The following is a 23,840-nucleotide window of genomic DNA, read 5'->3' on the forward strand; positions in this document are numbered from 1 at the left end:
CCTTTAAGCCTTAAAAGCGCCTGAATATACAATTCAACAGACAAAGTCATCCGCTAATTTATTTACATTCTTTTATGGTGTAATTAGGATATCGAATTTCTACATATCCGCTAAAACCAAGTCGCTTAGTTTCATCACATAATTCATTTTCGGTATGTTCCATTTGCTGAGATTTTTGATAAATCTCCTGCGGGTAACCTTCGTAGCCTCTTACGAAATTATAACATTGTGTCTTTGAACCTTCCATCATTGGTAAACCAAATAAAGAAGGTTTTCCTGATATCATTGGAACAAAAAAAGGCATCTTGATACATTGTTGGTGTTTCCAGGGGGAAATTTTATCTGATTGATTGTTCCAAAAATTCACCTCTGATTTTGGAATGTAAACTAAGAGATCCTTTCTTGGAATTTTCCGAACTTCTTGTAAAATTTGGATATACCCATCTTCGAAAGAATTCCCTCTAACTTCCTTTGTTATTTCAGATATTGTTCTTAAGCTCGACCTAGCCCGCGAAGTGAAAAAGTTTCCTACTAAAACTACAAAAATAAACAAAACAAAGAAAAGATAAGAAATATAAATTGGATATTTTCGAGTGAAATCAATTTTTCTAGGCAGCCTTTTCGAAAACGTAGAGGCCAGAAAAAGTGAGAAAAATGCATGTAAATTAGAAAAATAATATCCCGAGCTATCAATCGTAATGTTTAATCCAACAAAACCTATAAAAGTAATTAGTATAAACGCAAGCGAGAGCATTAATTCGTTCTTATTTATTCTTTTTGCGAATAGTAACAAAAATGAGACAGGAGCAATTAACCAAAAATAAATAAAATGAGAGAACACAAATTGTGGAAGTGACAAATCCGATGCAAAATGAGATTGAAAAAACTTCCAAACAAACCTAACTTCCAAGCCTTTGATGTTCGACTGTGGTTTGGAACCTAGATAACCCAAAAGAAAAAATACTAAAGAAATTCCGAAAAAAATCAAAACCCGAGGGGAAAAATATTTTTTTTGAAAAATCAAAAATACTCCAAGTATTGCAAAAGCAATCACTCCTACCGAAATTTTAGATAACGTAATAAACAACAAACAAAGTGGAATCAGAAGAAACGTTTGATTCGATATTTTTCGATTTGAAAGTGAACCTAGTGCCGACATAAACGCAGCGAAAAAAATTAAACTAACCAAATATGATTCGGAATAAAAATGAGAACCAAAAATCGTAACGAACGGCTTGGTTAGAATTGCAGCCAAGGCAAGAAAAACAAATAGGATCTTGAAAAAGCTATTCCAGCCTCTTGCATACTCCTGACTCACTTCTAACAAAAACAATAATAATAAAGGTCCTAAAAACAATACAGAACCGAATCCATAAACAATATAAGCCGGAACCTCCATTATCAGGGAAATACGCGAAAATAGAAAATGAGAGAAAATATGATAGTAAACAGGGTTTAAACCATGCATACCTGTTGAGGCAACACTGTAATTTCGTATATTTTCTGATACCGAGGCATGATAAAGTGTATCCGGGTTTAAAACTAGTTGCTGAACTTTCTTTTCTATCAATGGATCAACAACATTACTCGCCTGACTTTCAACTAAGAAAGAAGCAAATATAAAAGACATAGCTAGAGATATAAGAACAAAAGACTTAGGAATAGATCTGAACCTAAGCTTAACGGTATTTAACTGCTTTCGTCCAAACCATAAAAACAAAATAACAGTCAAAATCAAAAACCCCAATCGAATAATCGCGATCCCAGGGATATAAGAAATAACGATCAATAAGACAAACAAGGAAACGATTGAGGAACCTGAGTTTTTTAAAGATAGTTTTATACTGAAATAAATTAAACAAACGAGGACGGAGAAAGCTACAAATTCTAATGCAACACCTCTATTTGATTGGTCAATATTCAAATTGGATAAAAAAACATAGTTAAAAGCGACAGTAAATATGAAGGTTAAAAAATTTAACCAAAGATTAGTTCTATTACGCATAATGCTCATTGATTCCAATACCTTTTTATAATAACCTATTACAACTTAACAACTAGATGAAATAAAAATGAATAACGTAGCTAACTTAAACAACAGAATTTTCGAGTGAACATTTTTCTTGTGAAAAATACAATCCACAAAGCAAATAAATCGTTAAATAAAAAACGAAGTTATTTTTCTTTTGTCTCAAAATATTCAATAATTTTTCTACCAATAGCCTGGCCTGGTTGTTCGATTAAATAGAAAGTAACGGTAGCAACTCCGGTAGTAATGGCCAAAACAGATAGATAGAAAATAATAGCAACGTGAGTTTGATTATTCGAAGAAATTAAAGGTATTATACAATCTTTCACAAAGCCAATGACTGCAAAGTGAAAGAGATACATACTAAAACTCAATTTACCAAAATAACAGGTAAGAGTATTAACGAAAAATCTAAATGGATAAAGGGACAATGCGTATGAAAACAAAACAAAAGACAAACCATACATAAAATTTGGTAACAGATAAATATAACCGCCCCCAGTAAAGGCCAACCATAAGAAAATTGATATAAGCAACCACCGAAGGGCTTCCGCTTTATAATTTTTATCTGAATCTTTTTTATCTTTAAATAGAAAATATAGAAAAAATCCTAATGGGAAAACACAAACTTGCGCAGGAAACCATAGTTGAAAAAAATAATTTACAAAAGCTTCCTTACCGGGATAAACCGAGGATACTTTAGCGAACATTAAACCATTCAAATACAATCCAGCAAATAACAAAATGAATGATAAAGAGATTGCTTGATACTTTTCCTTTATATGAAGGTAACACCAAGGAACAAAAATATAGAACATAAACTCGCTGGCTATGGACCAGCCACCAGGAACTACACTATTGATGGATGCAGGGTGCCAACCATGAACAAAACCTAAGGTAGTAATAATTTGCCAGAGATGAATTCCATCGGGTGCCCAAAACGTTGCTCCTGATCCATTTTTAATCAGATAAAATAATGCAGCTAAATAAAATGCTGGAGCGATTCGAAAAAAACGCCTTATAAAAAAATTTCGTATCGGGTTTTGCTCAACTTTAAACTTAGCATCCAATGATAAAAACAAAGTGAAAGCACTTAATACAAAAAACAACTGAACACCATACTGCCCAATAATACCAAATACACCTGTATTTTCTATATGGGGAAGAATCACTCCAAGTATTGCAATTCCCCGAAGTGCATCAACAAACCTGTATTTTTTTTGCTCTGTCATTTGCACCACCGCTTTGTGTTAAAAAATATTATCACAAATCTCCTAAGAACTGACTTGCTAGTTCTGGTATTAAATCAAGTATCGATCTTGGAGAAAAATTAAACTCTTTCTTAATTTGTAGAATTTCAATTGGTTTAAATTGTATCTTTCTCGCAGTCTCACTAATATGAATTTCACAGGGTATGATTTCATTGATTTTTTCTATAATGACCCGATTGCTTTGGTTTTGCCCTGAAGCTACATTATAGATAGAATGCTGGCCATTTAAAGAAATTTGAAGCAGCAACTCAATTACATCTTGAATATGTATATAATCCTTTTCAGAATCTAAGGTTGTAAAAAGATTAATTTTTCCGGTAGCTTTTGCTTCTCGTAAGAGTGAAATTACAAAATTGTCAGATCCAAAGTCATCACCTAACACATTAGATAATCGAGCACTTCGAACATTCTTACGTCCTGAATTCAAACAAATTGATTCCCCTAAAAGTTTAGAAAGATTAAATAAATCTTCAGATTCATTTACTTTAGTCAATATAGGTGAACTTTCACTAGTTGAATCAGAATGAATGTAAATTCTAGTTGAGGAAAGATAAACTAAAGATTGAAAGTCACTTAGTTCTAGAATTTTGCTCAATAAGGAAACATGGGCCTCAATGGTATCAAAAGGGCGAGTTCTAAAATCAGATGTTATACCTGCGCAATAGATTACGTTTGATAATGGTTTGGTAAACAAAGTATGATCGTCCTTTGCTGGGACATTACAAATATGCCCCAAACTACGTAAGTAGTTAACCAAATGAGAACCTATAAATCCATTTGCTCCTATAATTGTAAAAACTTGAGATCCTTCAATTGGAATCATATTATTTAAAATTTATTTTCTCATCCACTATGTACAATGGTCTCTCTTTTCCCTGGTTATAAATCCTTCCGACATATTCACCCATAATTCCAAGAAAAATTGAATTAATACCGATAGCAAATAGAAGTATTAAGATAATCGCAGTAGTTCCCGTAGGAGGAACCGGCATCCAGGCAGGAGGAAAAAAACGGACAAATATAAAATAGATAGAAGCAACTGCTGTACCTAACATTGTGAACAATCCAAAATATGCCACTGCTCGCAAAGGTAAATGCGAAAAACACATCATAGCATTAAATGCCCACTTCGTCGAATACCAAATACCGGCTATCGATTTTCCATGGATTCTTTTATCTCTACTGTATTTAAAGGGTATTTGTTTAAAACCTACCCAATGTACCAAACCACGTAAATACCTGTCAGGCTCACGCATAGTATTAACGGCATTTACAACACGCCGACTAATCAATCTAAAATCAGTAGCTGAAATAGGAAGTTTCGAATCACTCATAAAATAAATCAGTTGATAAAAGATTTTTGCACCTAACGTTTTAATTAAGTTAGAGTCATTTCTCTCCTCTAGAACTCCATACACTACGTCGTAACCCTCTTCCCAATAATCTACCATTCGAGGAATTAATTCCGGAGGTTCTTGAAGATCGCCTGCCAGAACTATCAAAGCATCACCTGTTGATAAGTCAAAACCACCAGCAAGTGAACCGTGATAACCAAAATTACGAGAATAACGGACATACTTCCAATTTTTGTCTTTTCGACAGATTTCCTTGGCAATAGAGGGAGTGCTATCCTCACTGCAATTGTCTAGGATTATCACTTCGGCCCTAAGTCTTTTTTTTAAACCATCAAGAACTTTAGTTAAACGAGAATATAGAATAGGTAGATTTACTTCTTCATTTAAAACGGGAATGAGAATTGTTAAAACTTTCACTTTATAAAACCTCCTATTGATCTATAAATAGAAAAGGATATCCTTTGATAATGTATCAACTAACCCGTTAGAGATTAGAGTAACGTAAGTCGATTGACTACCTCTAAAATGCATTCAAAATGATCTATAAAATGGTCAAATCAGGGATAGCAATAACATATTGGTTTGTTCGATTACCGGAAGCATTAAGCTGCTGAATTACTTCGTCTTTCAAATTCCAAGGTAATATGATTACATAATCAGGTTTTACAGATTCTAAAACCTCTTCATCCACAATGGGAATCCTACTACCGGGAAGAAATTTTCCCTGTTTAGATGGATTTTTATCGACAACGAAAGAAATTAAATCATGTCGAATCCCTGCAAAATTTAATAATGTATTTCCTTTCGCCGCTGCACCGTAAGCTGCAACTTTTTTGCCCTGCTTCTTTGCTTTTATCAAAAATTCTAGCAAATCGTTTTTTACTTTTTCTGCTTTTAGCTGTAGACCTTGATAATAAGAAGCAGAGTTCATTTGCAGATTGTTTTCTATTTTTAATAACTCATCAACTCTTTCACTAACAACCCTTTTGCCAGTATCACTTCGTTGAGCAAAGACTCTCAAACTGCCTCCATGAGTTGGCAATTCTTCAACATCAAATATGTTTAAACCATTTGCAGAAAATATTCGATTCACAGCAATAAATGAAAGATAAGAAAAATGTTCATGATAAATAGTATCAAATTGATTTTGATTCACCAATTGCATTAGATGAGGAAACTCAAAAGTAGCAACGCCATCAGGCTTTAATAATAAGGAAAAGCCTGAAACAAAATCATTTATATCAGGAACATGTGCTAGTACATTGTTCGCAGCAGTCAAATCAGCCTGTTTACCCTTTTTTACCAGTTCTTCTGCTAATCTTACTCCAAAAAAATCTTCTACAATCTCGATTCCTTTTTGTCTAGCGGCATTAGCAGTGCTCGTTGTGGGTTCGATTCCGGTGCAAGGAATATTATGCGCCTTTACAAATTGCAATAAATATCCATCATTTGCAGCAATCTCAACCACATGACTTTCTTTATTTAAATTAAAACGAGAAATCATTTGAGTTACATAGTTTTTTGAATGTTCTAACCAACTGCTAGAATATCCGCTGAAATAAGCATATTCGGAATCAAACAATTCATTGGCACTTGCAAAGTCTTCTGTTTGCACTAACCAACAGTTTTCACAGACCAAAACTCTGAGAGGAAACCACTTTTCTGGTTCATGAAGCTTTGTTTCGGTCAAATACGCATTGGAAGGAGGAGACGTTCCTAAATCAATCAAAGTAAGAGTAAGGTTTGATTCACAATGCCTGCATTTCATACCGAAACTCCTTCAAATTCTTTAGTTATATAAGGATGTTGTTTATCTCTTTCAGATAATTCGCTTACCTCTAACGGCCATTGAATCTTAATTGCCGGATCATTAACATTCAAAGCCCCTTCAAGATCAGGAGAATATTTTTCAGTGTGTAGATATAACATTTCGCAATCATCTGTTAAAGTTTGAAACCCATGAGCAAATCCTTCAGGGATCAAAAGACTTTTAAAATTTTTTTCTGATAAAACTTCGCCATGCCAATTTAAAAAAGTTTTCGATCCTTTGCGCAAATCTAAAGCCACGTCAAATACTTCTCCACGAATACAACTTACCATTTTTTTTTCAGCAGCAGGGGGAAATTGAAAATGAAGCCCCCGAACAGATCCTTTTTTTTTTGTAAAAGACTGGTTAATTTGAATTACTTGAAAATCCAACCCTAATTGATCAAAATCTTCTAAGTTGAAAATTTTTGAAAAAAAACCTCTCGAATCATTTCTAGAAAATCTTTGTATAATCAACAAGTCTTCTATTCGAGAAGTTGATGTTTTAAAATTTGATTCCATATTTATAATTTTTAAAAAATTCAACTATATGGAACGGTTTTAAAACAAAGTATAAATAAAGGGAGATATCGCACTTCCCTGCGTCATAACTAACAAAACCGACAATAAAACTAATAAGAAGATAATCGGCAATAACCAAAACTTTTTGCGTTCCAGCAAAAACTCAAAAAATTCCTTAATTAAAGATAACATAAAATATTCCTTTTAAAAATGTCTTTCATAGTGTTTGATATTCAGTTCTTGTTTTGGTCTATCATTCCAGTATGTAACAGCTTCTTTCTCCAGATTTTTATTAAGAATATCCTTTCTAAAGATTCTTAAAAGAAGAGAAATAGGTATAACAGTCAAAACGAACACAATAAACAAAATAATGCGAGTATTTACCATACCCAGAACATGGGCAAACTTCATCCAGGCAGTATGAATCGGTCTTATCCACCGGAAGTTAACGAGACGAATAAGAAGGAATATTCCTCCTAAACTTGCAAGCCCGTAAGAAATTTCCACTTTTCCTTTGTAATAAAAAAAAGCAGCCAAAGCAGACAATAACACTCCGCCACCCAGCGAAAATGTTTTAAGCTCTTTATCTTGAACTTCTATATTAGTCGAGCTCAAATTCATTTTTCCAGTCTGTGTCATTTTTTAACTCAGGTTGTTTTGTTTTATCTAAAATAAAATTCTCAACTACGAGAAAATCAATATTAGTACGCATAAAACATTTATAAGCATCTTCCGGCGTGCAGACGATAGGTTCTCCCCTAACGTTAAAAGATGTATTAACAACAACCCCTACTTGCGTAATTTTTTTAAATTCAGAAATCAGGTCATAATACATCGCATGGTCTTCACGACTAACGGTTTGTATACGGGCAGAATAATCAACATGAGTAATTGACGGCAGTGTTGATCTAGGGACGTTTAATTTTTCAATTCCGAATAGTTTTTCTTGCTCTGCATTCATCTTAATTCGTATAGAATCTTTAACTGGAGCAACGATCAGCATATAAGGAGAGTCTCCCTCATGCTCAAAATATTTAGAAACATCTTCCCTTAACACAGAAGGAGCAAATGGTCGAAATGATTCTCTGAATTTAATTTTCAAATTCATTATGGACTGCATGTTTTTCGATCTTGGGTCCCCAATAATCGAACGAGCGCCTAATGCACGAGGGCCAAACTCCATTCTACCCTGGAACCAACCAACAATCTTCTCATCTGCTAGAACTTTTGCTGTTCGCTCAGCAACCTTAGATCGAGGAACTTTTTCATAAGGAATATTATTTGTCTTAAAATAGTTTTCAATATATTCCTCACTATATTCTGGCCCTAAATAAGACGCCTTTTGCATTTTCGCAAAATTTGTTCCTTTTCGAGGAGCATTGTTTACATGATAATGAGTAATGAGGGCAGCACCCAATGCAGAGCCAGCATCCCCACTCGCTGGCTGAATCCAAATATCGTCAAAAGGACCTTCTCTGAGAATTTTTCCATTAGCAACGCAATTTAGCGCCACACCACCAGAAAGACATAAGTGCTTCATTCCAGTAGTCTTGTGAACATGATTCGCCATTTTCAGAAGCACAATTTCAATTACTTCTTGAACGGAACGAGCTAAATCCATTTCCCTTTGGGATAGTTTTGATTCAGGTTTACGAGGAGGAGCTCCAAAAAGTTTATCAAACTTTTTGTTTGTCATTCGATCTCCACCAACATAATCAAAGTAATCCAAATTGATTTTGTAAGAACCATCTTCCTTTAAGTCGATTAGGTTATCTAAAATCAGATTTACATATTTGGGTTCACCATAGGGAGCAAGTCCCATCACTTTGTATTCACCTGAATTCACTTTAAATCCAGTGTAATACGTGATGGCAGAATATAGAAGCCCAAGGGAATGAGGAAACTTAATGTCACTTAAAATTTCAATTCGGTTATCACGACCAACACCATAACTCGTAGTTGTCCACTCGCCTACTCCATCTACAGTAAGAAATGCGGCATCGAGAAAGGGAGATGGGAAAAAAGCAGAGGCAGCATGGGATTCGTGGTGCTCAGGAAAAATTAGTTTTCCTTTGAATTCTTTTTTTCCTAGCTGTTTTTTGATCTCTTCTCCAGCAAATAATTTTTGGCTCATCCAAATCGGAATTGCCTTCATAAAAGTTGGAAGTCCCTTGGGAGCAACACTCAGCGCAGATTCAATGATTCTCTCAAACTTTAAAAAAGGTTTATCATAAAAAGCAACATAGTCTAAATCGCTAACTTTTAAATTAGCAGTCTGCAAACAATACTCAATGGAACGCGAAGGGAAGTTAGCATCATGCCTTTTTCGTGTAAACCTCTCCTCTTGGGCCGCAGCTACAACCTCGCCATTTTTTAAAATAGCCGATGCACTATCGTGATAAAAACAGGAAATTCCCAAGATGTTCAAGAAGTATAACCTTTTCGAATATTTTTGCGTTTATACATTTATAATTTACTAGTATTTTTTGAGACACTAACAAAAAGCAACCAAATGTTGCCTGGAGGTCAAAAAAACAATAGAGTTAGCATATTTAAAGAGGACAAATGAAACGAAGAATCAACCCTTAGTCGTTTGGTATTCAGAAATTTGTTTTAAACATATCTCTCGCATATCTGCATTCTTTTGATAAGCTTCATACCACTCTGCAATTTTTTCAATAGCATTACTTAAACTCCATCGAGGTTCCCAGTTCAGATGGTGTTTTGCTTTCGAACAATCTAATTTCAAATAATTGGCTTCATGAAGTTTTGGACTCTCGTCTACTTCCCATGCGTCTTTTTTTCCCATTTGTTTAGTTAATCGATCAACAATCCACGAAACAGGTTTTGCATCATCTTCTTTAGGACCAAAATTCCAACCGCTGGAATACTTTTGATCATCATCCTTATACAATTTTTCTGCCAGACAAAGGTAACCGGAAAGAGGTTCTAGTACATGTTGCCAAGGACGAATTGCATTCGGATTTCTTATTTTTACAATCTTCTGGTTTAGAATGGATGCAAGAATATCCGGGACCAATCGATCCTCCGACCAATCCCCACCACCGATAACATTTCCCGCTCTAGCACTTGCTAAGCGAACTCCCTGTTTTAAAAAGAAGGAATTTCTGTATGCAGAAGTCACCAATTCCGAACATCCTTTGCTATTGGAATAAGGGTCATACCCGCCCATCGGCTCATTTTCTCGATAAGCCCAAACCCATTCCTGATTTTCATAACACTTATCAGTAGTAATGTTAACAACAGCTTTTACAGACTCAGAATGTCGAACTGATTCTAAAACATTCACTGTTCCCATCACATTTGTAGAATAAGTTTCGATTGGATCAGCATAGGATCTACGTACCAAAGGCTGAGCTGCCATATGAAAGACGACCTCAGCCTGGCTTTGTTTTAATTTTTTCGAAAGATTTTCGTAATCACGAACATCCCCGATTGTATGAGATGTTAACAAAGGTTCGACACCAATTAACGAAAACAAATTAGGATTAGTTGGTGCCGTTAGAGAATATCCATGAACATTTGCACCCAGTGAACTTAGCCATAAGGCAAGCCATGATCCTTTAAATCCAGTGTGACCTGTTATAAAAACAGATTTTCCCTTCCAAAAATGATTCTCTAATCCCATAATTTCCAAGGAGCCTTTCCCAAACTCCAAAGTTCTTCCAGATGATTTTTATCCCTAAGAGTATCCATAGGCTGCCAAAAACCAGAATGTTGAAAGGCCATCAGCTCCCGACTTTTTGCAATTTTTTCTAGAGGGTCCCCTTCCCAGCTGCTTTCATCTCCAGATATGAAATCAATAACCTTGGGAGAAAGTACAAAAAAGCCACCATTGATGAAACCACCATCTCCTTTGGGTTTTTCTACAAACCCATCAACCAAATCACCAGTCATTGACAAAGAACCGTATCTACCTGGGGGTTGCACTGCGGCAACGGTAGCTAATTTTCCATGCCCAAAGTGAAACTCTATTTCCTTTTTAATATCTATGTTAGATACACCGTCACCATAGGTGAAACAAAATGCTTTTTCGTTTTGTAAGTATTTAGCGACTCTTTTGAGACGGCCACCGGTTAAGGTGTTCTCACCTGTATCAACAAGAGTTACCTTCCATGGTTCTGCATTTTGTTCATGAACTTCCATCTTGTTATTACTCATATCAAATGTAACATCCGACATATGTAAAAAATAATTAGCAAAATATTCTTTGATTATATATCCTTTATAACCACAGCAAATAATAAAATCATTCACTCCAAAATGAGAAAACAACTTCATTATATGCCAAAGAATAGGTTTGCCCCCGATTTCGATCATGGGTTTTGGCTTTATATGGGTTTCTTCGGAGATTCTTGTTCCAAGACCTCCTGCTAAGATGACTGCTTTCAAATTAATAAAATCCTTTGTTCATAGGAATCTCTCATAAATATCATTATTTGATTTAATAAACTCTTCAATTTCCGGATTGGCAAATCTAACAATTTTTTTCGAAGAATAAGTTCCTCCAAAAAGATGGTCACTAAATTGTGTTTGAAAAATCAATCGACTACCTTTGATTAATGCTTTTCCCTTATGTAATCCTCTTGTATCTTCTGCGATAACTGTAAACTTTTTTGCGTTGTATTCAATATATTTTTCTTTAGGATAATACTCATCTACATCCTTATCCGTTAGTCTTGCATACCCATGTTTCAATAAATGTTTTGGAATACCTTTGGTTCTATGAGAACCTTCGATAAAACAATGTGGCCCCGTTTCAGGTGTAACATCAGTAAGGTAAAAAAAGAATTTTAACCACTTCACTCTATCCATATCAAAGTGCCACATAGTCGCAGCCTCAGCGTTTGGTTCTTTGGAAAAATCAGTATGCCACCACATCCCGGTTACATCTGCTTTCGGCAAACAACCCAAATAACTCTGCGCAACACTTAAAATAGAAAAATCTGTCAGGATTTTTTGAACAATTGGATCATTAATTAACATTTGTTCATCAAAATCGTAACGAATTGTTTTTGGGACTAGAGTTGGATTGAATTTCGAATGAACTGTTTTATCTTTATATCCGTCCGAATCGAGTGGTCGCTCAGCAAGGTCGGTATTACAGCCTAACTCAAACAAGTAGTTTCCAATTTCATCACTTATTCCTTGTTCAAAAATATAGTATCCTTTTTCCCTCAATATACTTGTGATTTTTCCAATATCATCTTTGGCATAATTTCCTAATATCCCACTTGATGAAGGAAATTTTCTCTTAGGGGTTTTTATAATTTGGTGAATTATATCATTTGAATAACCTTTTGTTTCGCAAAAAAGATTGATCATTTGAGAATAAGCTTCGGGGGGAGTGTTTCCAGTTTTTTTAAATTCAATAAAACCTCGCCTCACTTCAACTAACTTACGAAGAACTCTTAACATTTTTTTGAGCGTTTGAAACATTTATTTACCACCGCCTATTTCATTTTTTTATTATCATTCCAAAATTTATACAAACCCTTATCCTTCTCAAAATCAAGATCAAACAAAACTGACAAGATTTTATTCATTGTATCTCGTATCTCACGTTCTTCTCGTCGATTTACTTTCAGCTCGTCTTTTTTAATCAAATCCAGTTTTGTAGCAAGTTTATTGGTGATTACGGAGGTTAACCCTGCTCCGTCCTTCATTTTTTTATAGGACCCTAAATCGTAAGAATAATTAAAATTTCTTCTTTTGAAGTCTTGGGATACAAGCCCAAAAAGTTCCGATTTTTTTGAAACAAATCTAGCTTTCAACTTTTGCAAAAAATTCCCAGAGAGCAAAGTAGGATCTTCATGATGATGAAAATCATTTGAAATTTTAAAAACAGGTTTATAAAGTCTAAGTGCATACCAACGGAAGGCTTTTTTAGTGTTCTCAAAGCTTAACCCATCTTTGAGCGCAATACAAAGTTTTTCAAAATAATCTGTCTTGTTTGTAGCTACGTAATTTAGTTCTGCGGGATAAAGTAATAATTCTGGAGAGTAAATCAATACAGGTATACCAAAAAGGCTCATCTCCTCACCTACACTCGACCAAGCATTTAAAAACAAATCTGTTTCCTTTGCTAAGTCATAGATGGAAAGATTGTCTGTTGGCCAATTGATTGCAGTATTGTTTGGTAATTCATTGAAAATTTCTTCCAATTCAAGTGAGTGTTTCGATCGAACCCCTTCTCTTTTGTTCGGAAATTCTCTAGGATGAACTCTAATAATTAGAAATAAATCTGGATGGTTTTTAAAGTACTTTATTAACTCAGAAATCCATTCAATTTGAGAATTAAAAATTAAAGATTTTGGTTTTTTTAATTCTCCAATGGTTTCTCCTGCGAATCTTTCATCGTAACTACTCATTGTAGCGACAATTATTTTTTGACTGGGAGATATTTTAAAAAATTCTCTAACTGAAATTGTGGATTGGACTGGTTGAGAATAAGCTAAAAAATGTTTCCCTTGAAATAGCGTAAGAAAATGATCTTTAACCGAATTTGCTTCTACTTGTGTGCAGGTAGAGTTTTTAAATTGATCCCACTTTGAAATCAATTCCCTCCTATATTCAAAAGTAGTATTCAACGAAACGATCATCGTAGATAATCTGTTAGACAAATTTTCGCCAGCATGAAGGAAATAAACTGGAATGTCTTTTTGATTTCCAATAACTTTTAAGGTTTGGTTTACAGCATAAAGGGTATTGTAGATAAGTATCCTATCTGGTTTCTCTCTTTCTAGGATTTTTAAAGATGCAAAATAACTATAAAGAGTATTTCTTAGATTTATTTTACAACTTTCCCATTCCTTTTCATTAAAATTCAAATCACTTTTCTTATATTGCAGTAATACCTCATATAATGCAATTCTTCCCAAAGGAATACCATTCAACTGGAAGGATTCGAATGATTCATATGGTAATGAGTTAATTATTCTTTCTATACTGGATTTATCTTCTGACGATAAATAAGATTCAATTTTTCTGCTGTCAAATTTGAATCTGCTATTTATTACATCTCGAAGTTCATTGCAACGTTCGCAGATTGTTTGTTTATCTGTTTTTTCTGAAAACTGATTCAAGCCATGAGCACTCATAGCGACACAATATTCAGAAAAAATTCGATCGCAATGGATAAACAAGACCTCATTTCCTTCTTGAATTAATGCATCCGCAATACTTGCTTCAGGAAAAGAATGTGTCCAGATTGCCGAAAAAGGTGAATAAATTAAAATCTTCACCCTAACATCTCCCAACTCAGTCCAGTTCCCCTCTTCACGTCTTGATTGATTCTTTTTCCAATCACAAGATCGTAAAACTTTGGCGGCATACCATACCCGGGTCTGATGCTTCTGACATTTTTCTCAGTCACCACATCACCAGCTTTCATATCCTCAACTATATACAAAGATCTTCGAAAAACCAATGATGCCTTTTCCTTTTCAGTTGGTCCATAACTGATCTTTCCTAGACCCAACCAGGCTCTCTCTGTTTCCTCGACCAAAGCTTTCATTTCTGCTGGCTCCATCGAAAAGACCGAGTCCACCCCACCATCTGCTCGAGAAAGGGTGAAATGTTTTTCTATAATGGTTGCACCTAAAGCAACACTCGCTACCGCCACCCCAATCCCCATGGTATGATCAGAGAGTCCTATCTCACAACCGAACAGATCTCTCATATGTGGAATCGTTAGAATATTCGTAGACTCAGGTGTGGCTGGATATGTACTCGTGCATTTCAAAAGAACGATTTGGCGATTCCCAGTGCTAATGATGGCATCCACAGCATCTGCAATTTCTTGAATTTGCGCCATTCCGGTTGAAATGATAATCGGCTTTCCCGTGTTTGCGACTTTTTTTATCAAAGGAATATCAATATTTTCAAACGAAGCTATTTTATATGCAGGAACATTTAATTCTTCTAAAAAATCTACAGCCGTAAAGTCGAAAGGACTACTAAAACAGAGAATACCTTTTTCTTTGCACCTTTCCATAATAGGTTTGTGCCATTCCCAAGGTGTATAAGCTTTTTTATAAAGATTGTGAAGTGATTCACCTTTCCATAGACTTTTGGGATCAGAAATAAAAAACTCACCATCTGATTTATCAATTGTAATCGTATCTGCTGTGTAAGTTTGCAATTTAAGTGCATGCGCACCTGAATTTGCTGCAGCATCAACGATCTCAAAAGCTCGCTCAAGGGAGTGATTATGGTTACCTGACATTTCTGCGATGATGAAAGGTTTACTTGATCTTGAAATTTCTACATTTGCAATTTTAATCATAATTTTTTATAAATGATTCATTCAACGTCCATTGGATATTTCGACTTGGTTTAGTTTAGTACCCAACAATATGATTGATTTTTTCATTTACTTTCCAATTCCCGATTTTTTCTTTCTACGAATTCATTTCTTAACGTTCTAATTTTAATATCATTGACTGAATCTAAAACTGTTTCGCGGATAAGGAGAAAGTTATGTTCTTATTGATATATTGTACAATCAATAGATCCATATGTCGCTATTCTAACCTATTTCAAAATCAGTGAAAGCTAAGAACCCATCTTTCACTCTTGCTACGAACTGATTGTTTTCTTTAAAAATTAAACCAATCGAATTTAACACTGGTTGAGATAAATCCAAAGCCACTGCTCTATGAACGATTAGTTTCCGACCATCTGCTAGGTAACAATAAGCTCCAGGATAAGGCTTTGACTGGGCACGAATGAAATTTATTAGAGATTTTTTATCTTTAGTAAAATCTACATATCCCATTTCAGGTATTCGTTTCCCAAAATAAGTAGCATCCGCTTCAACTTGTGGAATAGGTTTAATACCTTGGTGAATTTTTTTTAAAGATTCAGTTAGACAGACAGGATAAATTTCTTTAAATTTCTGTATGATATCATTTCCAGTATCTTCATCCGCTATCTCCACTTCTATTTGGTGGTAGATGTCTCCTGTATCAACAGACTCTTCCATTATATGGCATGTTATTCCAGTTTTGGATTCTCCGTTGATGATTGCCCATACATGTGGTGTCCTTCCTCGATATTTTGGGAGTAGCGATCCGTGGATGTTCAACGGATAGGAGGAATTTTCTAGAATTATTTTAGGGATTATGTAACGATAGTTTACACTGATAAGAAAATTTATCTTTTCTTCCTTCAACTCATTCAAAAGAAGAAGATCAGTTCGCAAATCTGAATAGGAAAAATCAATGCCGTTCTTCGAAGACAATAAATCCACTGATTCTCCAGAGCCATCTTTATGGGTAAGTATCAAATCAAACTGATACCCATTCTCTAGTAGCTCTTTTAACACTACAAATCCTAATGTTCCAAAACCAGCAAATATATTCATATGAAACTTTTTACCTAAAAATCGAATTCAATGTCCAAGAAATTTGCATATCTATTTCTCTTTGGTTGTAAAAACCATTTTGAATGCAACCAAAGAATCTATTCTTCGACTGCCCTATTAAACTTCAACACATCCATTTAGAGAAACTTATACTCAAAAGAACGATTGTCGTATTTATTAATAGGAGCATCCAACTGTGGTGGATCCATCATCTAGTTTTTTGTATCTTGAATTCCGAAGGCTATTTTGTTGTTATTTTACCTGGTTTCCCATTTCTCTCAATAATTTGACAACTTCACCCGGTTCCTTTATTTCCTTAACACCTTGGTATTCAACAAAACCCCGAATATTTCCGACTTGGTTATCTGCTGTTTTAATCATTAGCATAGGAAGTCCACATCGATCCAATTCATACGTTGTCTGCCCTCCGGCAGTAATTGCAAAATCCATCTTTAACATCAGATCACGCATTTCTAATGCAGACAGGTTTTTATATAAAAACGTATTCGAATCTGATAGAGAAACCAATTCCTTCTCATTCAAAAAACCAGGTCCAATGACAAGATGTTTTTCTAAATCAGGAAATTCCTTACAAAGAAGATTCAAAAAAACCTCAGAATAAAGATGAGGATCTGTTCCTCCCAAGGTTATCAGAACCTTACGAAGAGGATTATTTCGCTTGGGAATCTCAAATCTCGCTCGGAAAGGTTTCCTCAAGAGAACTTCATTTTTTCCAGTAATTACTTTGTATTTAGATTTATCATAATTGATAAACAAACCTGGAAAACCAGGATTTAATATCGTCGATCCAACCGGATAAGAAATTCGGTGGTAATCATCGATACAAACCAATTCATCAGAATGCTTTTTTAACTCTTCATAAATGGAAACTGGAGCTAAATATGAATCAACATAAACCACTAAACTTTTTCTGGATTTTACTAATGAAAACTCAGTAAGAAATTTTTCAAGGGTTGGGATGTCCTTCCAGTTTTCTTTGTAAACTGGAAATGAATACGACCAATCAGGCAAAGAATCATCTGTATCTAGAACAATACACACATCCTTAGAACCTTTTTCTATTAGTATTTCTGCAAGGGCCGTACATCTTCCCAAATGTCCAAGACCACTTGCTTTAAACGCCTCGGTAAATATAACATACTTCATGTCGAAAATAGGAGCTTATATTTAAGTTCTGCAATTTTCCAATCTGACTCATTATCTATATCTTGAGCCTCTAAATCTGAAATCTCTAAACCAACAGAACGTTCAGTCCACATTTTCCTTTTTAACAGGAATGACTTAACATTAAAAAAATAAAATTGACCCGCATCAAAAAAAGCCGGCTGCAAATCTTGTGAGCGGACCTGCATATTTTCAGGCTGGATCATTTCTATAAATCCCATTGGATTTTCAATTAAGGCTCGTTGAATTGGAGAAGAATAACGAATTATTGGGAATACCGAATCCGCATCTTTTGATTTAAGTAAATCGAGTGCTTTCACTAGATACTCTTGTTTAAGTAATGGTGAAGTCGGATAGATACAGCAAGCAAAATCAAATTTTTTTCCCAATTGATTCTCATAGGTATTTAAAACTTCGACAAGAACATCAGAGGTTGTTGCAAAATCATCAGAGGTTTTGGCACTTCGAAGAAAAGGAACTTCCGCCCCATAATTTTCTGAGATTTTCTTTATTTCCAAATCATCAGTAGATACGATTACATTGTGAAATATTTTTGATTCTAATGCCAAATTTATTGGATAAGCAATGATAGGTTTCCCGCAAAAATCTTTGATATTTTTACGTGGAATTCTTTTGCTTCCACCACGAGCAGTTATGATTGCAAGAATTGAATTCATACTCCAATTACAATCTCTATTATTCTCTGGATGTCTTGGTCTTCTAAAGTAGGAAACATTGGCAAACTCAATGCTTTCTTATAGTAATTTTCTGCATTTGGAAAATCACCTTTTGAAAATCCCAATCCTTTGTAGTAAGGTTGCAAATGGATTGGAATATAATGTATCTGTGGAAAAATTTCATTTTCAACTAAAACATTGTATATCTTTGTACGTTTTTCAGATTGTATCACATACAAATGATAGGCATGCCCTTCGTTAAATTTTACGAGTGGCACAATTTCTGAATTTTTAAACCCTTCATCATACAATTTAGCAATTTCATGTCTTCTTTCTATATTTTTATCCGCCCTTTCCAACTGAGAAGTTCCTAATGACGCTAAAATATCAGGCATACGATAGTTATAACCAAGAGACTGCATTTCATAATACCAAGGCCCCATTTCTATATCTTCACTTGAATTTAAGAACTTTCCTTTTTCACGTGTGATTCCATGAGTCCGAAGAACTAACAACTTTTCATAAAGTTCCTCTGAATTCGTTGTTAACATTCCTCCTTCACCTGTGGCGATGTGTTTAACTGGATGAAATGAAAAGATTGATATATCGTTAAATTCGCAACTTCCGCAGAGTGATCTTCGAGAGTCCGATGTTGTAAAAAATCCACCTGGAGAATGGCAAGCATCTTCAATGATCCAAAGATTATATTTTTTTGCGACGATGCGTAATTTTTCTAAATTTACCGGATTACCGGCAAAATCAACGGCAATAATACCGGAATAAGAATCTGGCCCACCCGATTTGATTCGTTCTTCAAGCGAATTGATATCGATTAAACCTGAGGCAGAATCTATATCAGCAAAATCTATTTCACCTCCTACATACAATACAGAGTTCGAAGAGGCGACAAAAGATATAGGTGAAGTAATTACTTTTTTTCCAGGTTTCAAACCAAGAGCTAGAACAGCCAGATGAAGTGCTGCTGTTCCATTTGTCACAGCTACCGCATATTTGCTTCCAACATATTTAGCAAATTTTTCTTCAAACTTGGCAACAGCTGGACCTTGGGTAAGAAAATCTGATTTGAGTGTATTAATAACTGATTCAATATCAGCAGGAGAAATCGAATGCATTCCATATGAAATTTTTTTCATGATTCAAACCTACTATAAGTTCTTTATCATCTTTTTAAGATCTTCGACAGACAACCATTCGTTGTTTTTTCCACTATTGTATTGAAAACCTTCCTTACAATATTTCCCTTTAAAATGGGTCAGAAATTCTTTTATTTCCCACTTCGGTGTAAATGACGGAAGAATGACAAAATATTTTTCAAACTCCAAAGTGCTGAGTGCATCGGTTTCGGTAATCATTTCTTCGTGTAACTTTTCGCCTGGACGAATCCCAACGATCCTTGTTTCAATTCCGGGTGCCACTGCCTCAGCAACGTCGAGAATTCTGTAACTTGGAATTTTTGGTACAAAGATCTCTCCTCCCCACATATTCTCCATTGCATAAAATACTAAATCCACACCTTCATCTAAAGTGATGTTAAATCGAGTCATTTCAGGGTGAGTGATTGGTAAAAAACCTTTCTCTTTGTGTTTTTGAAAAAACGGAATCACCGATCCTCGAGATCCCATCACATTTCCATACCTGACAACGGAGAACTTAATATCATGATTTCCTTTATATAAGTTAGCAGCAATAAACAGTTTATCACTGCATAACTTGGTGGCACCATATAAATTAATTGGTGCAGCAGCCTTGTCAGTCGAAAGTGCAACCACATTTTTTACACCTTTTTCAATACAAGCCTCAATTAAATTCTGTGCACCTAACACATTTGTTTTGATTGCTTCAAATGGATTGTATTCTGCTGCTGGGACTTGTTTCAGAGCAGCGGCATGAATTACAGTATCAATCCCTTCCAAAGCATATAGTAGCCGAGATTTATCTCTGACATCACCAATAAAAAACCGAATTTGCGGATATTCATCGCTTGGAAATTCAAGAGACATCTCATACTGTTTCAATTCATCGCGAGAAAAAACAACAATACGTTTTACGTCTGGATATGCTTGAATTAATCTTAGTATAAATCTTTTCCCAAAAGATCCCGTCCCACCAGTTACTAGTATCGATTTTACACTCATATTTTTCCCTTTTTTACCTTTCTACTCCACCATTCAAAAGGAAATCATCATATGCTAATTTGATCCCTTCTCTTAACTCAACTTCATGTTTCCAACCCATTCGATGTAATTTCGAAACATCCAATAATTTTCTTGGAGTTCCATCGGGTTTGGTCAAATCGAAAGTCAATTTCCCTTGATAACCAACAACATCTTTTAGTGTTTCAGCAAGTTCCCGGATACTCACTTCAATCCCGGAGCCAACATTTACGTGTTCACCACCACGGGTCTCTCGAAACTCATTATAGTTCTGCATCAAAAACACACAGGCTCTCGCCATATCATCCGAAAACAAAAATTCACGCAAAGGATTCCCTGTTCCCCAAATCACAACTTCAGATAGATTGTTTACTTTTGCTTCATGAAACCTTCGGAGAAGCGCCGGCAAAACATGGGAATTTTGTGGATGATAATTATCTCCTGGCCCATAAAGGTTTGTGGGCATCACAGAGAAAAACTCTGTTCCGTATTGTCTGTTATAACTTTGACACATAACAATACCTGCAATTTTAGCAACGGCATACGGTTCATTCGTTGGTTCCAACTTTCCATCTAACAGTTGCCCTTCGTCCATAGGTTGTTTTGCAAATTTTGGATAAATACAAGAGGATCCAAGAAAACACAACTTTTTCCCTTCGTAACGATAAGTTGCATCAATGATATTGTTTTGGATCTGTAGGTTAGAAAATATGAATTCTGCTGGATAGGTATCATTCGCATGAATCCCTCCTACTTTTGCAGCTGCCAAAAAAACATACTCCGGTCTTTCTGCTTCAAAAAACTGGTTCACCTCAGACTGATTGGTTAGGTCGAGTTCCTTCCTGGTTCTACCAATCACATTCGAAAAACCTTGTCGATTCAATACTCGAACAAGGGCTGAACCTACCAAACCTTTGTGACCTGCGACATATATTTTAGAATTTTTATTCATAACGATATTTTACTGATCCCATATTAAATTGTTTTGTTATTTAATTCGAATTGTATTTTGAAATGTACCAATGGATGGTCTTCAATATTCCCGTTGAAAATGTTTCTTCAGGACTCCAGTTCAATTTATCCTTCATCTTTGTTGCATCGATAGCATAACGTTTGTCATGCCCCGGCCTATCAGAAACATAAGTGATTAGCTCGGAATAACTTTTACCGTTTTTTCTAGGTTTTAATTGATCCAAATGCCCACAAATAATAGAAACAACTTGGTTATTCGTCAACTCATTGTTCCCACCGATATTGTAAGTTTCACCGGGCAACCCAGTCGCCAAAACTCTCTCAATTCCTTTTGCATGGTCCAAAACAAAAAGCCAATCACGAATATTAGTCCCTGTTCCATAGATCGGAATATTTTTTTCAGCTAATGCGTTTCGAATGATGGTGGGAATTAGTTTTTCATCATGTTGTTTGGGGCCATAATTGTTAGAACAATTGGTAATCATCACTGGCAAACCATAGGTATGAAAATAACTACGCACCAAATGATCGGATGATGCCTTACTAGCGCTATAAGGAGAGTTCGGTTGGTAAGGAGAAGATTCAGTAAAGTAACCTTCTTCTCCTAAGGAACCAAATACTTCATCTGTTGAGATATGTATGAATTTTGCGTTTTTAAATTCTTCTTTGATTTGAAATGGCGAAAAAAACCAAGTTGTATATGCTTTTTGCAATAATTGAAATGTACCAATGATGTTTGTTTCTAAAAAGATCTTTGGGTTATTGATGGAATTATCAACATGACTTTCCGCAGCAAAATGAATCACCGTATCAAAAGAATGTTCTACAAATAAATTGTCTAAAATTTGCGGATCACAGATATCACCTTTCACGAACTTGTGGCGACTGTTCTCCGATACTTCAGAAAGATTTTCCAAATTCCCCGCATAAGTTAATTTATCCAAACTAACGATGAAGGCATCTTTATATAAATTTAATAAATAAGGAACAAAATTGGAACCGATAAAACCAGCGGAACCTGTGACTAAAATCTTTTTTTGGGCCATTTAATTCTCTGCTGCGCCTACAATGTCCCAAAGATAGGAGCCATATTGATTTTTTTGATTGAGGATCGCGTGTTTTTTAAGTGTTTCAAGTGAAATAAAATTCTTTCGGTAGGCAATTTCTTCCAAACAAGCAATTTTAAGCCCCTGTCTTTTTTCAATGACTTCAATGAAGTTAGATGCTTCCAAAAGACTATCGTAAGTTCCTGTATCCAACCAAGCAAACCCACGACCAAGCATCTTACACTTAAGTCTTGATTCCGATAAATACAAAAGATTGAGAGAAGTAATTTCAAGTTCACCTCTTCCCGATGGTAACACTTTTTTTGCATGTTTGACTACATCTTTCGGGTAAAAGTAAAGTCCCACAACGGCAATATTACTTTTAGGATTTGCCGGTTTCTCTTCTAAAGAAATAACATTCATCTCCTTATCAAGTTCTGCAACACCATACCTTTCTGGATCTTTTACATTATAACCGTAAACGACAGCTTTTTTTGATTCCTTCACTTCCGTAATTGTTTCCGACAATAACTGAATCAAACCGTCTCCATAAAAAATATTATCACCCAGCACCAAACAAACATCTTCCTCTTCGATAAACTCTTCTCCCAATAAAAATGCTTGGGCCAGTCCATCCGGCGAAGGTTGAATTTTGTATTGGATTTTAATTCCTAAATCACTCCCGTCTCCAAATAAATCTTCAAATCTCTTTGTGTCATTTGGAGTAGAGATGATGAGAATATCTCGAATCCCAGCTAACATTAAAACTGATAGTGGGTAGTATATCATTGGTTTATCATATACAGGAAGTAGTTGTTTCACAACTCCCCTTGTCAGTGGATACAACCTGGTTCCAGAACCGCCTGCGAGTATAATGCCTTTCAACCTAATTCCTCCGCAATATCACCTAACTTTTCTACTTCGGTTCGCAGAGCTTCATATTCTCTTTTTTTGATCTCATAGAAATGAAGTGTCATCCTTGCCTTTTCTTCTATCCCGCGAGGAGTGAGAAGGTATGTATAAGAAAGTTTATTTTTATTATTTCGAAAGTTATTCATTTTGATAAGACCCTTATCCAAAAAGGCTTTCAAAATATAATTCACCTTACCTAAACTAAGACCCAAAACATCAGAGGCATCCCTTTGCGATAAATGAGGATTTTCCTCAAGTAATTGCAAAAGTTTTAGGTGGTGGTCATTGTATTGGAAATTTTCTTTCATGAAAGGAAATGTTCCCGAACGGGAGCTTCGATGACTTTCGGTAGGCATAGCTCCGCCCCCTGAGTCCCAGCCATTTTACAAAATGTGTTCAGGTTTTGAACAAGGTCAAGAAAAAATGTTCATTTCATGAACATGAATCCTCGAATTCCGTTAAAAAAAGGAAAAATCTTTTATAGATTGAAGCCATAACCTTTG

At 35.2% G+C, this 23,840-nt stretch carries 23 protein-coding genes; all 23 read right to left on the reverse strand.

Annotated elements, in window-relative coordinates; translation table 11 throughout:
• Positions 1-58 precede the first annotated feature (58 nt).
• Entirely contained in the window at positions 59-2,023 is a 1,965-nt protein-coding gene (locus EHQ47_RS15975) for a hypothetical protein (RefSeq protein WP_167483304.1), read from the reverse strand.
• 152 nt (positions 2,024-2,175) lie between these two features.
• Positions 2,176-3,261: an acyltransferase family protein gene (locus EHQ47_RS15980; protein ID WP_135750025.1), complete on the reverse strand. Its 1,086-nt coding sequence runs from the start codon at positions 3,259-3,261 to the stop codon at positions 2,176-2,178.
• A 31-nt stretch (positions 3,262-3,292) separates the two neighbouring features.
• The gene (locus tag EHQ47_RS15985; protein ID WP_135750024.1) at positions 3,293-4,123 is read right to left on the reverse strand and encodes an NAD-dependent epimerase/dehydratase family protein; all 831 of its coding nucleotides are present in this window, start codon (positions 4,121-4,123) and stop codon (positions 3,293-3,295) included.
• Between the two features lies 1 nt (position 4,124).
• Positions 4,125-5,072, reverse strand: a complete 948-nt coding sequence (locus EHQ47_RS15990) for a glycosyltransferase family 2 protein (protein WP_167483305.1) — start codon at positions 5,070-5,072, stop codon at positions 4,125-4,127.
• Positions 5,073-5,196: 124 nt separating this feature from the next.
• On the reverse strand, positions 5,197-6,423 hold the full coding sequence (locus EHQ47_RS15995) for a class I SAM-dependent methyltransferase (RefSeq protein ID WP_135777561.1): 1,227 nt from the start codon (positions 6,421-6,423) through the stop codon (positions 5,197-5,199).
• On the reverse strand, positions 6,420-6,983 hold the full coding sequence (rfbC, locus tag EHQ47_RS16000; protein WP_135749711.1) for a dTDP-4-dehydrorhamnose 3,5-epimerase: 564 nt from the start codon (positions 6,981-6,983) through the stop codon (positions 6,420-6,422). Before rfbC ends, EHQ47_RS15995 begins: the two co-directional genes overlap by 4 nt.
• A 39-nt stretch (positions 6,984-7,022) precedes the next feature.
• Positions 7,023-7,175, reverse strand: coding sequence for a DUF5989 family protein (locus EHQ47_RS19865; protein ID WP_238839007.1), 153 nt, complete (start codon positions 7,173-7,175; stop codon positions 7,023-7,025).
• A 12-nt stretch (positions 7,176-7,187) separates the two neighbouring features.
• The gene (locus tag EHQ47_RS16005) at positions 7,188-7,598 is read right to left on the reverse strand and encodes an SxtJ family membrane protein (protein ID WP_167483306.1); all 411 of its coding nucleotides are present in this window, start codon (positions 7,596-7,598) and stop codon (positions 7,188-7,190) included.
• Positions 7,585-9,411, reverse strand: coding sequence for a carbamoyltransferase family protein (locus EHQ47_RS16010; RefSeq protein WP_135747428.1), 1,827 nt, complete (start codon positions 9,409-9,411; stop codon positions 7,585-7,587). Before EHQ47_RS16010 ends, EHQ47_RS16005 begins: the two co-directional genes overlap by 14 nt.
• Positions 9,412-9,561: 150 nt before the next feature.
• Positions 9,562-10,632 carry a CDP-glucose 4,6-dehydratase gene (gene rfbG, locus EHQ47_RS16015; protein WP_135777563.1) on the reverse strand — a complete coding sequence of 357 codons (1,071 nt, stop codon included), beginning with the start codon at positions 10,630-10,632 and terminating at the stop codon, positions 9,562-9,564.
• The gene (gene rfbF / locus EHQ47_RS16020) at positions 10,623-11,396 is read right to left on the reverse strand and encodes a glucose-1-phosphate cytidylyltransferase (protein WP_135747430.1); all 774 of its coding nucleotides are present in this window, start codon (positions 11,394-11,396) and stop codon (positions 10,623-10,625) included. Before rfbF ends, rfbG begins: the two co-directional genes overlap by 10 nt.
• A gap of 18 nt (positions 11,397-11,414) precedes the next feature.
• Positions 11,415-12,443: a phytanoyl-CoA dioxygenase family protein gene (locus EHQ47_RS16025; protein ID WP_135777564.1), complete on the reverse strand. Its 1,029-nt coding sequence runs from the start codon at positions 12,441-12,443 to the stop codon at positions 11,415-11,417.
• Between the two features lie 14 nt (positions 12,444-12,457).
• Positions 12,458-14,248, reverse strand: coding sequence for a capsule biosynthesis protein (locus tag EHQ47_RS16030; RefSeq protein WP_135750023.1), 1,791 nt, complete (start codon positions 14,246-14,248; stop codon positions 12,458-12,460).
• Positions 14,245-15,291 carry a pseudaminic acid synthase gene (gene pseI, locus EHQ47_RS16035; RefSeq protein WP_135748736.1) on the reverse strand — a complete coding sequence of 349 codons (1,047 nt, stop codon included), beginning with the start codon at positions 15,289-15,291 and terminating at the stop codon, positions 14,245-14,247. Before pseI ends, EHQ47_RS16030 begins: the two co-directional genes overlap by 4 nt.
• A 243-nt stretch (positions 15,292-15,534) precedes the next feature.
• Positions 15,535-16,371 carry a methionyl-tRNA formyltransferase gene (locus EHQ47_RS16040; protein WP_135777565.1) on the reverse strand — a complete coding sequence of 279 codons (837 nt, stop codon included), beginning with the start codon at positions 16,369-16,371 and terminating at the stop codon, positions 15,535-15,537.
• Positions 16,372-16,623: 252 nt separating this feature from the next.
• A complete protein-coding gene (locus EHQ47_RS16045) occupies positions 16,624-17,538 on the reverse strand; it encodes a glycosyl transferase (protein ID WP_135748738.1) in 915 nt (304 codons plus the stop codon).
• Positions 17,535-18,233 (reverse strand): pseudaminic acid cytidylyltransferase, encoded by a 699-nt coding sequence (gene pseF, locus EHQ47_RS16050; protein WP_135748739.1) that lies wholly within the window; start codon positions 18,231-18,233, stop codon positions 17,535-17,537. The genes EHQ47_RS16045 and pseF overlap by 4 nt, the downstream gene beginning before the upstream one ends.
• On the reverse strand, positions 18,230-19,387 hold the full coding sequence (gene pseC / locus EHQ47_RS16055; protein ID WP_135777566.1) for a UDP-4-amino-4,6-dideoxy-N-acetyl-beta-L-altrosamine transaminase: 1,158 nt from the start codon (positions 19,385-19,387) through the stop codon (positions 18,230-18,232). Before pseC ends, pseF begins: the two co-directional genes overlap by 4 nt.
• A 12-nt stretch (positions 19,388-19,399) precedes the next feature.
• Positions 19,400-20,389 (reverse strand): UDP-N-acetylglucosamine 4,6-dehydratase (inverting), encoded by a 990-nt coding sequence (gene pseB, locus EHQ47_RS16060; protein WP_135748741.1) that lies wholly within the window; start codon positions 20,387-20,389, stop codon positions 19,400-19,402.
• A 13-nt stretch (positions 20,390-20,402) separates the two neighbouring features.
• The gene (gene fcl, locus EHQ47_RS16065; RefSeq protein WP_135748742.1) at positions 20,403-21,359 is read right to left on the reverse strand and encodes a GDP-L-fucose synthase; all 957 of its coding nucleotides are present in this window, start codon (positions 21,357-21,359) and stop codon (positions 20,403-20,405) included.
• Between the two features lie 40 nt (positions 21,360-21,399).
• Positions 21,400-22,425 carry a dTDP-glucose 4,6-dehydratase gene (rfbB, locus tag EHQ47_RS16070; protein WP_135748743.1) on the reverse strand — a complete coding sequence of 342 codons (1,026 nt, stop codon included), beginning with the start codon at positions 22,423-22,425 and terminating at the stop codon, positions 21,400-21,402.
• On the reverse strand, positions 22,426-23,310 hold the full coding sequence (gene rfbA / locus EHQ47_RS16075; RefSeq protein ID WP_135748744.1) for a glucose-1-phosphate thymidylyltransferase RfbA: 885 nt from the start codon (positions 23,308-23,310) through the stop codon (positions 22,426-22,428). It abuts the gene before it with no gap.
• A complete protein-coding gene (locus EHQ47_RS16080) occupies positions 23,307-23,645 on the reverse strand; it encodes a MarR family EPS-associated transcriptional regulator (protein ID WP_035983633.1) in 339 nt (112 codons plus the stop codon). Before EHQ47_RS16080 ends, rfbA begins: the two co-directional genes overlap by 4 nt.
• Between the last annotated feature and the right edge of the window lie 195 nt (positions 23,646-23,840).

The sequence above is a fragment of the Leptospira bourretii genome, from assembly GCF_004770145.1.
In the GTDB taxonomy this organism is placed as follows: domain Bacteria; phylum Spirochaetota; class Leptospiria; order Leptospirales; family Leptospiraceae; genus Leptospira_A; species Leptospira_A bourretii.

Bases quoted from the DNA above. Each gene is read 5' to 3' on its own strand.
- EHQ47_RS15980 (WP_135750025.1), bottom strand. From the start codon at position 3,261: ATGACAGAGCAAAAAAAATACAGGTTTGTTGATGCACTTCGGGGAATT.
- EHQ47_RS15985 (WP_135750024.1), bottom strand. From the start codon at position 4,123: ATGATTCCAATTGAAGGATCTCAAGTTTTTACAATTATAGGAGCAAAT.
- EHQ47_RS15995 (WP_135777561.1), bottom strand. From the start codon at position 6,423: ATGAAATGCAGGCATTGTGAATCAAACCTTACTCTTACTTTGATTGAT.
- rfbC (WP_135749711.1), bottom strand. From the start codon at position 6,983: ATGGAATCAAATTTTAAAACATCAACTTCTCGAATAGAAGACTTGTTG.
- EHQ47_RS19865 (WP_238839007.1), bottom strand. From the start codon at position 7,175: ATGTTATCTTTAATTAAGGAATTTTTTGAGTTTTTGCTGGAACGCAAA.
- rfbG (WP_135777563.1), bottom strand. From the start codon at position 10,632: ATGGGATTAGAGAATCATTTTTGGAAGGGAAAATCTGTTTTTATAACA.
- EHQ47_RS16025 (WP_135777564.1), bottom strand. From the start codon at position 12,443: ATGTTTCAAACGCTCAAAAAAATGTTAAGAGTTCTTCGTAAGTTAGTT.
- pseI (WP_135748736.1), bottom strand. From the start codon at position 15,291: ATGATTAAAATTGCAAATGTAGAAATTTCAAGATCAAGTAAACCTTTC.
- EHQ47_RS16040 (WP_135777565.1), bottom strand. From the start codon at position 16,371: ATGAATATATTTGCTGGTTTTGGAACATTAGGATTTGTAGTGTTAAAA.
- EHQ47_RS16045 (WP_135748738.1), bottom strand. From the start codon at position 17,538: ATGAAGTATGTTATATTTACCGAGGCGTTTAAAGCAAGTGGTCTTGGA.
- pseF (WP_135748739.1), bottom strand. From the start codon at position 18,233: ATGAATTCAATTCTTGCAATCATAACTGCTCGTGGTGGAAGCAAAAGA.
- pseC (WP_135777566.1), bottom strand. From the start codon at position 19,387: ATGAAAAAAATTTCATATGGAATGCATTCGATTTCTCCTGCTGATATT.
- pseB (WP_135748741.1), bottom strand. From the start codon at position 20,389: ATGAGTGTAAAATCGATACTAGTAACTGGTGGGACGGGATCTTTTGGG.
- fcl (WP_135748742.1), bottom strand. From the start codon at position 21,359: ATGAATAAAAATTCTAAAATATATGTCGCAGGTCACAAAGGTTTGGTA.
- rfbB (WP_135748743.1), bottom strand. From the start codon at position 22,425: ATGGCCCAAAAAAAGATTTTAGTCACAGGTTCCGCTGGTTTTATCGGT.
- EHQ47_RS16080 (WP_035983633.1), bottom strand. From the start codon at position 23,645: ATGAAAGAAAATTTCCAATACAATGACCACCACCTAAAACTTTTGCAA.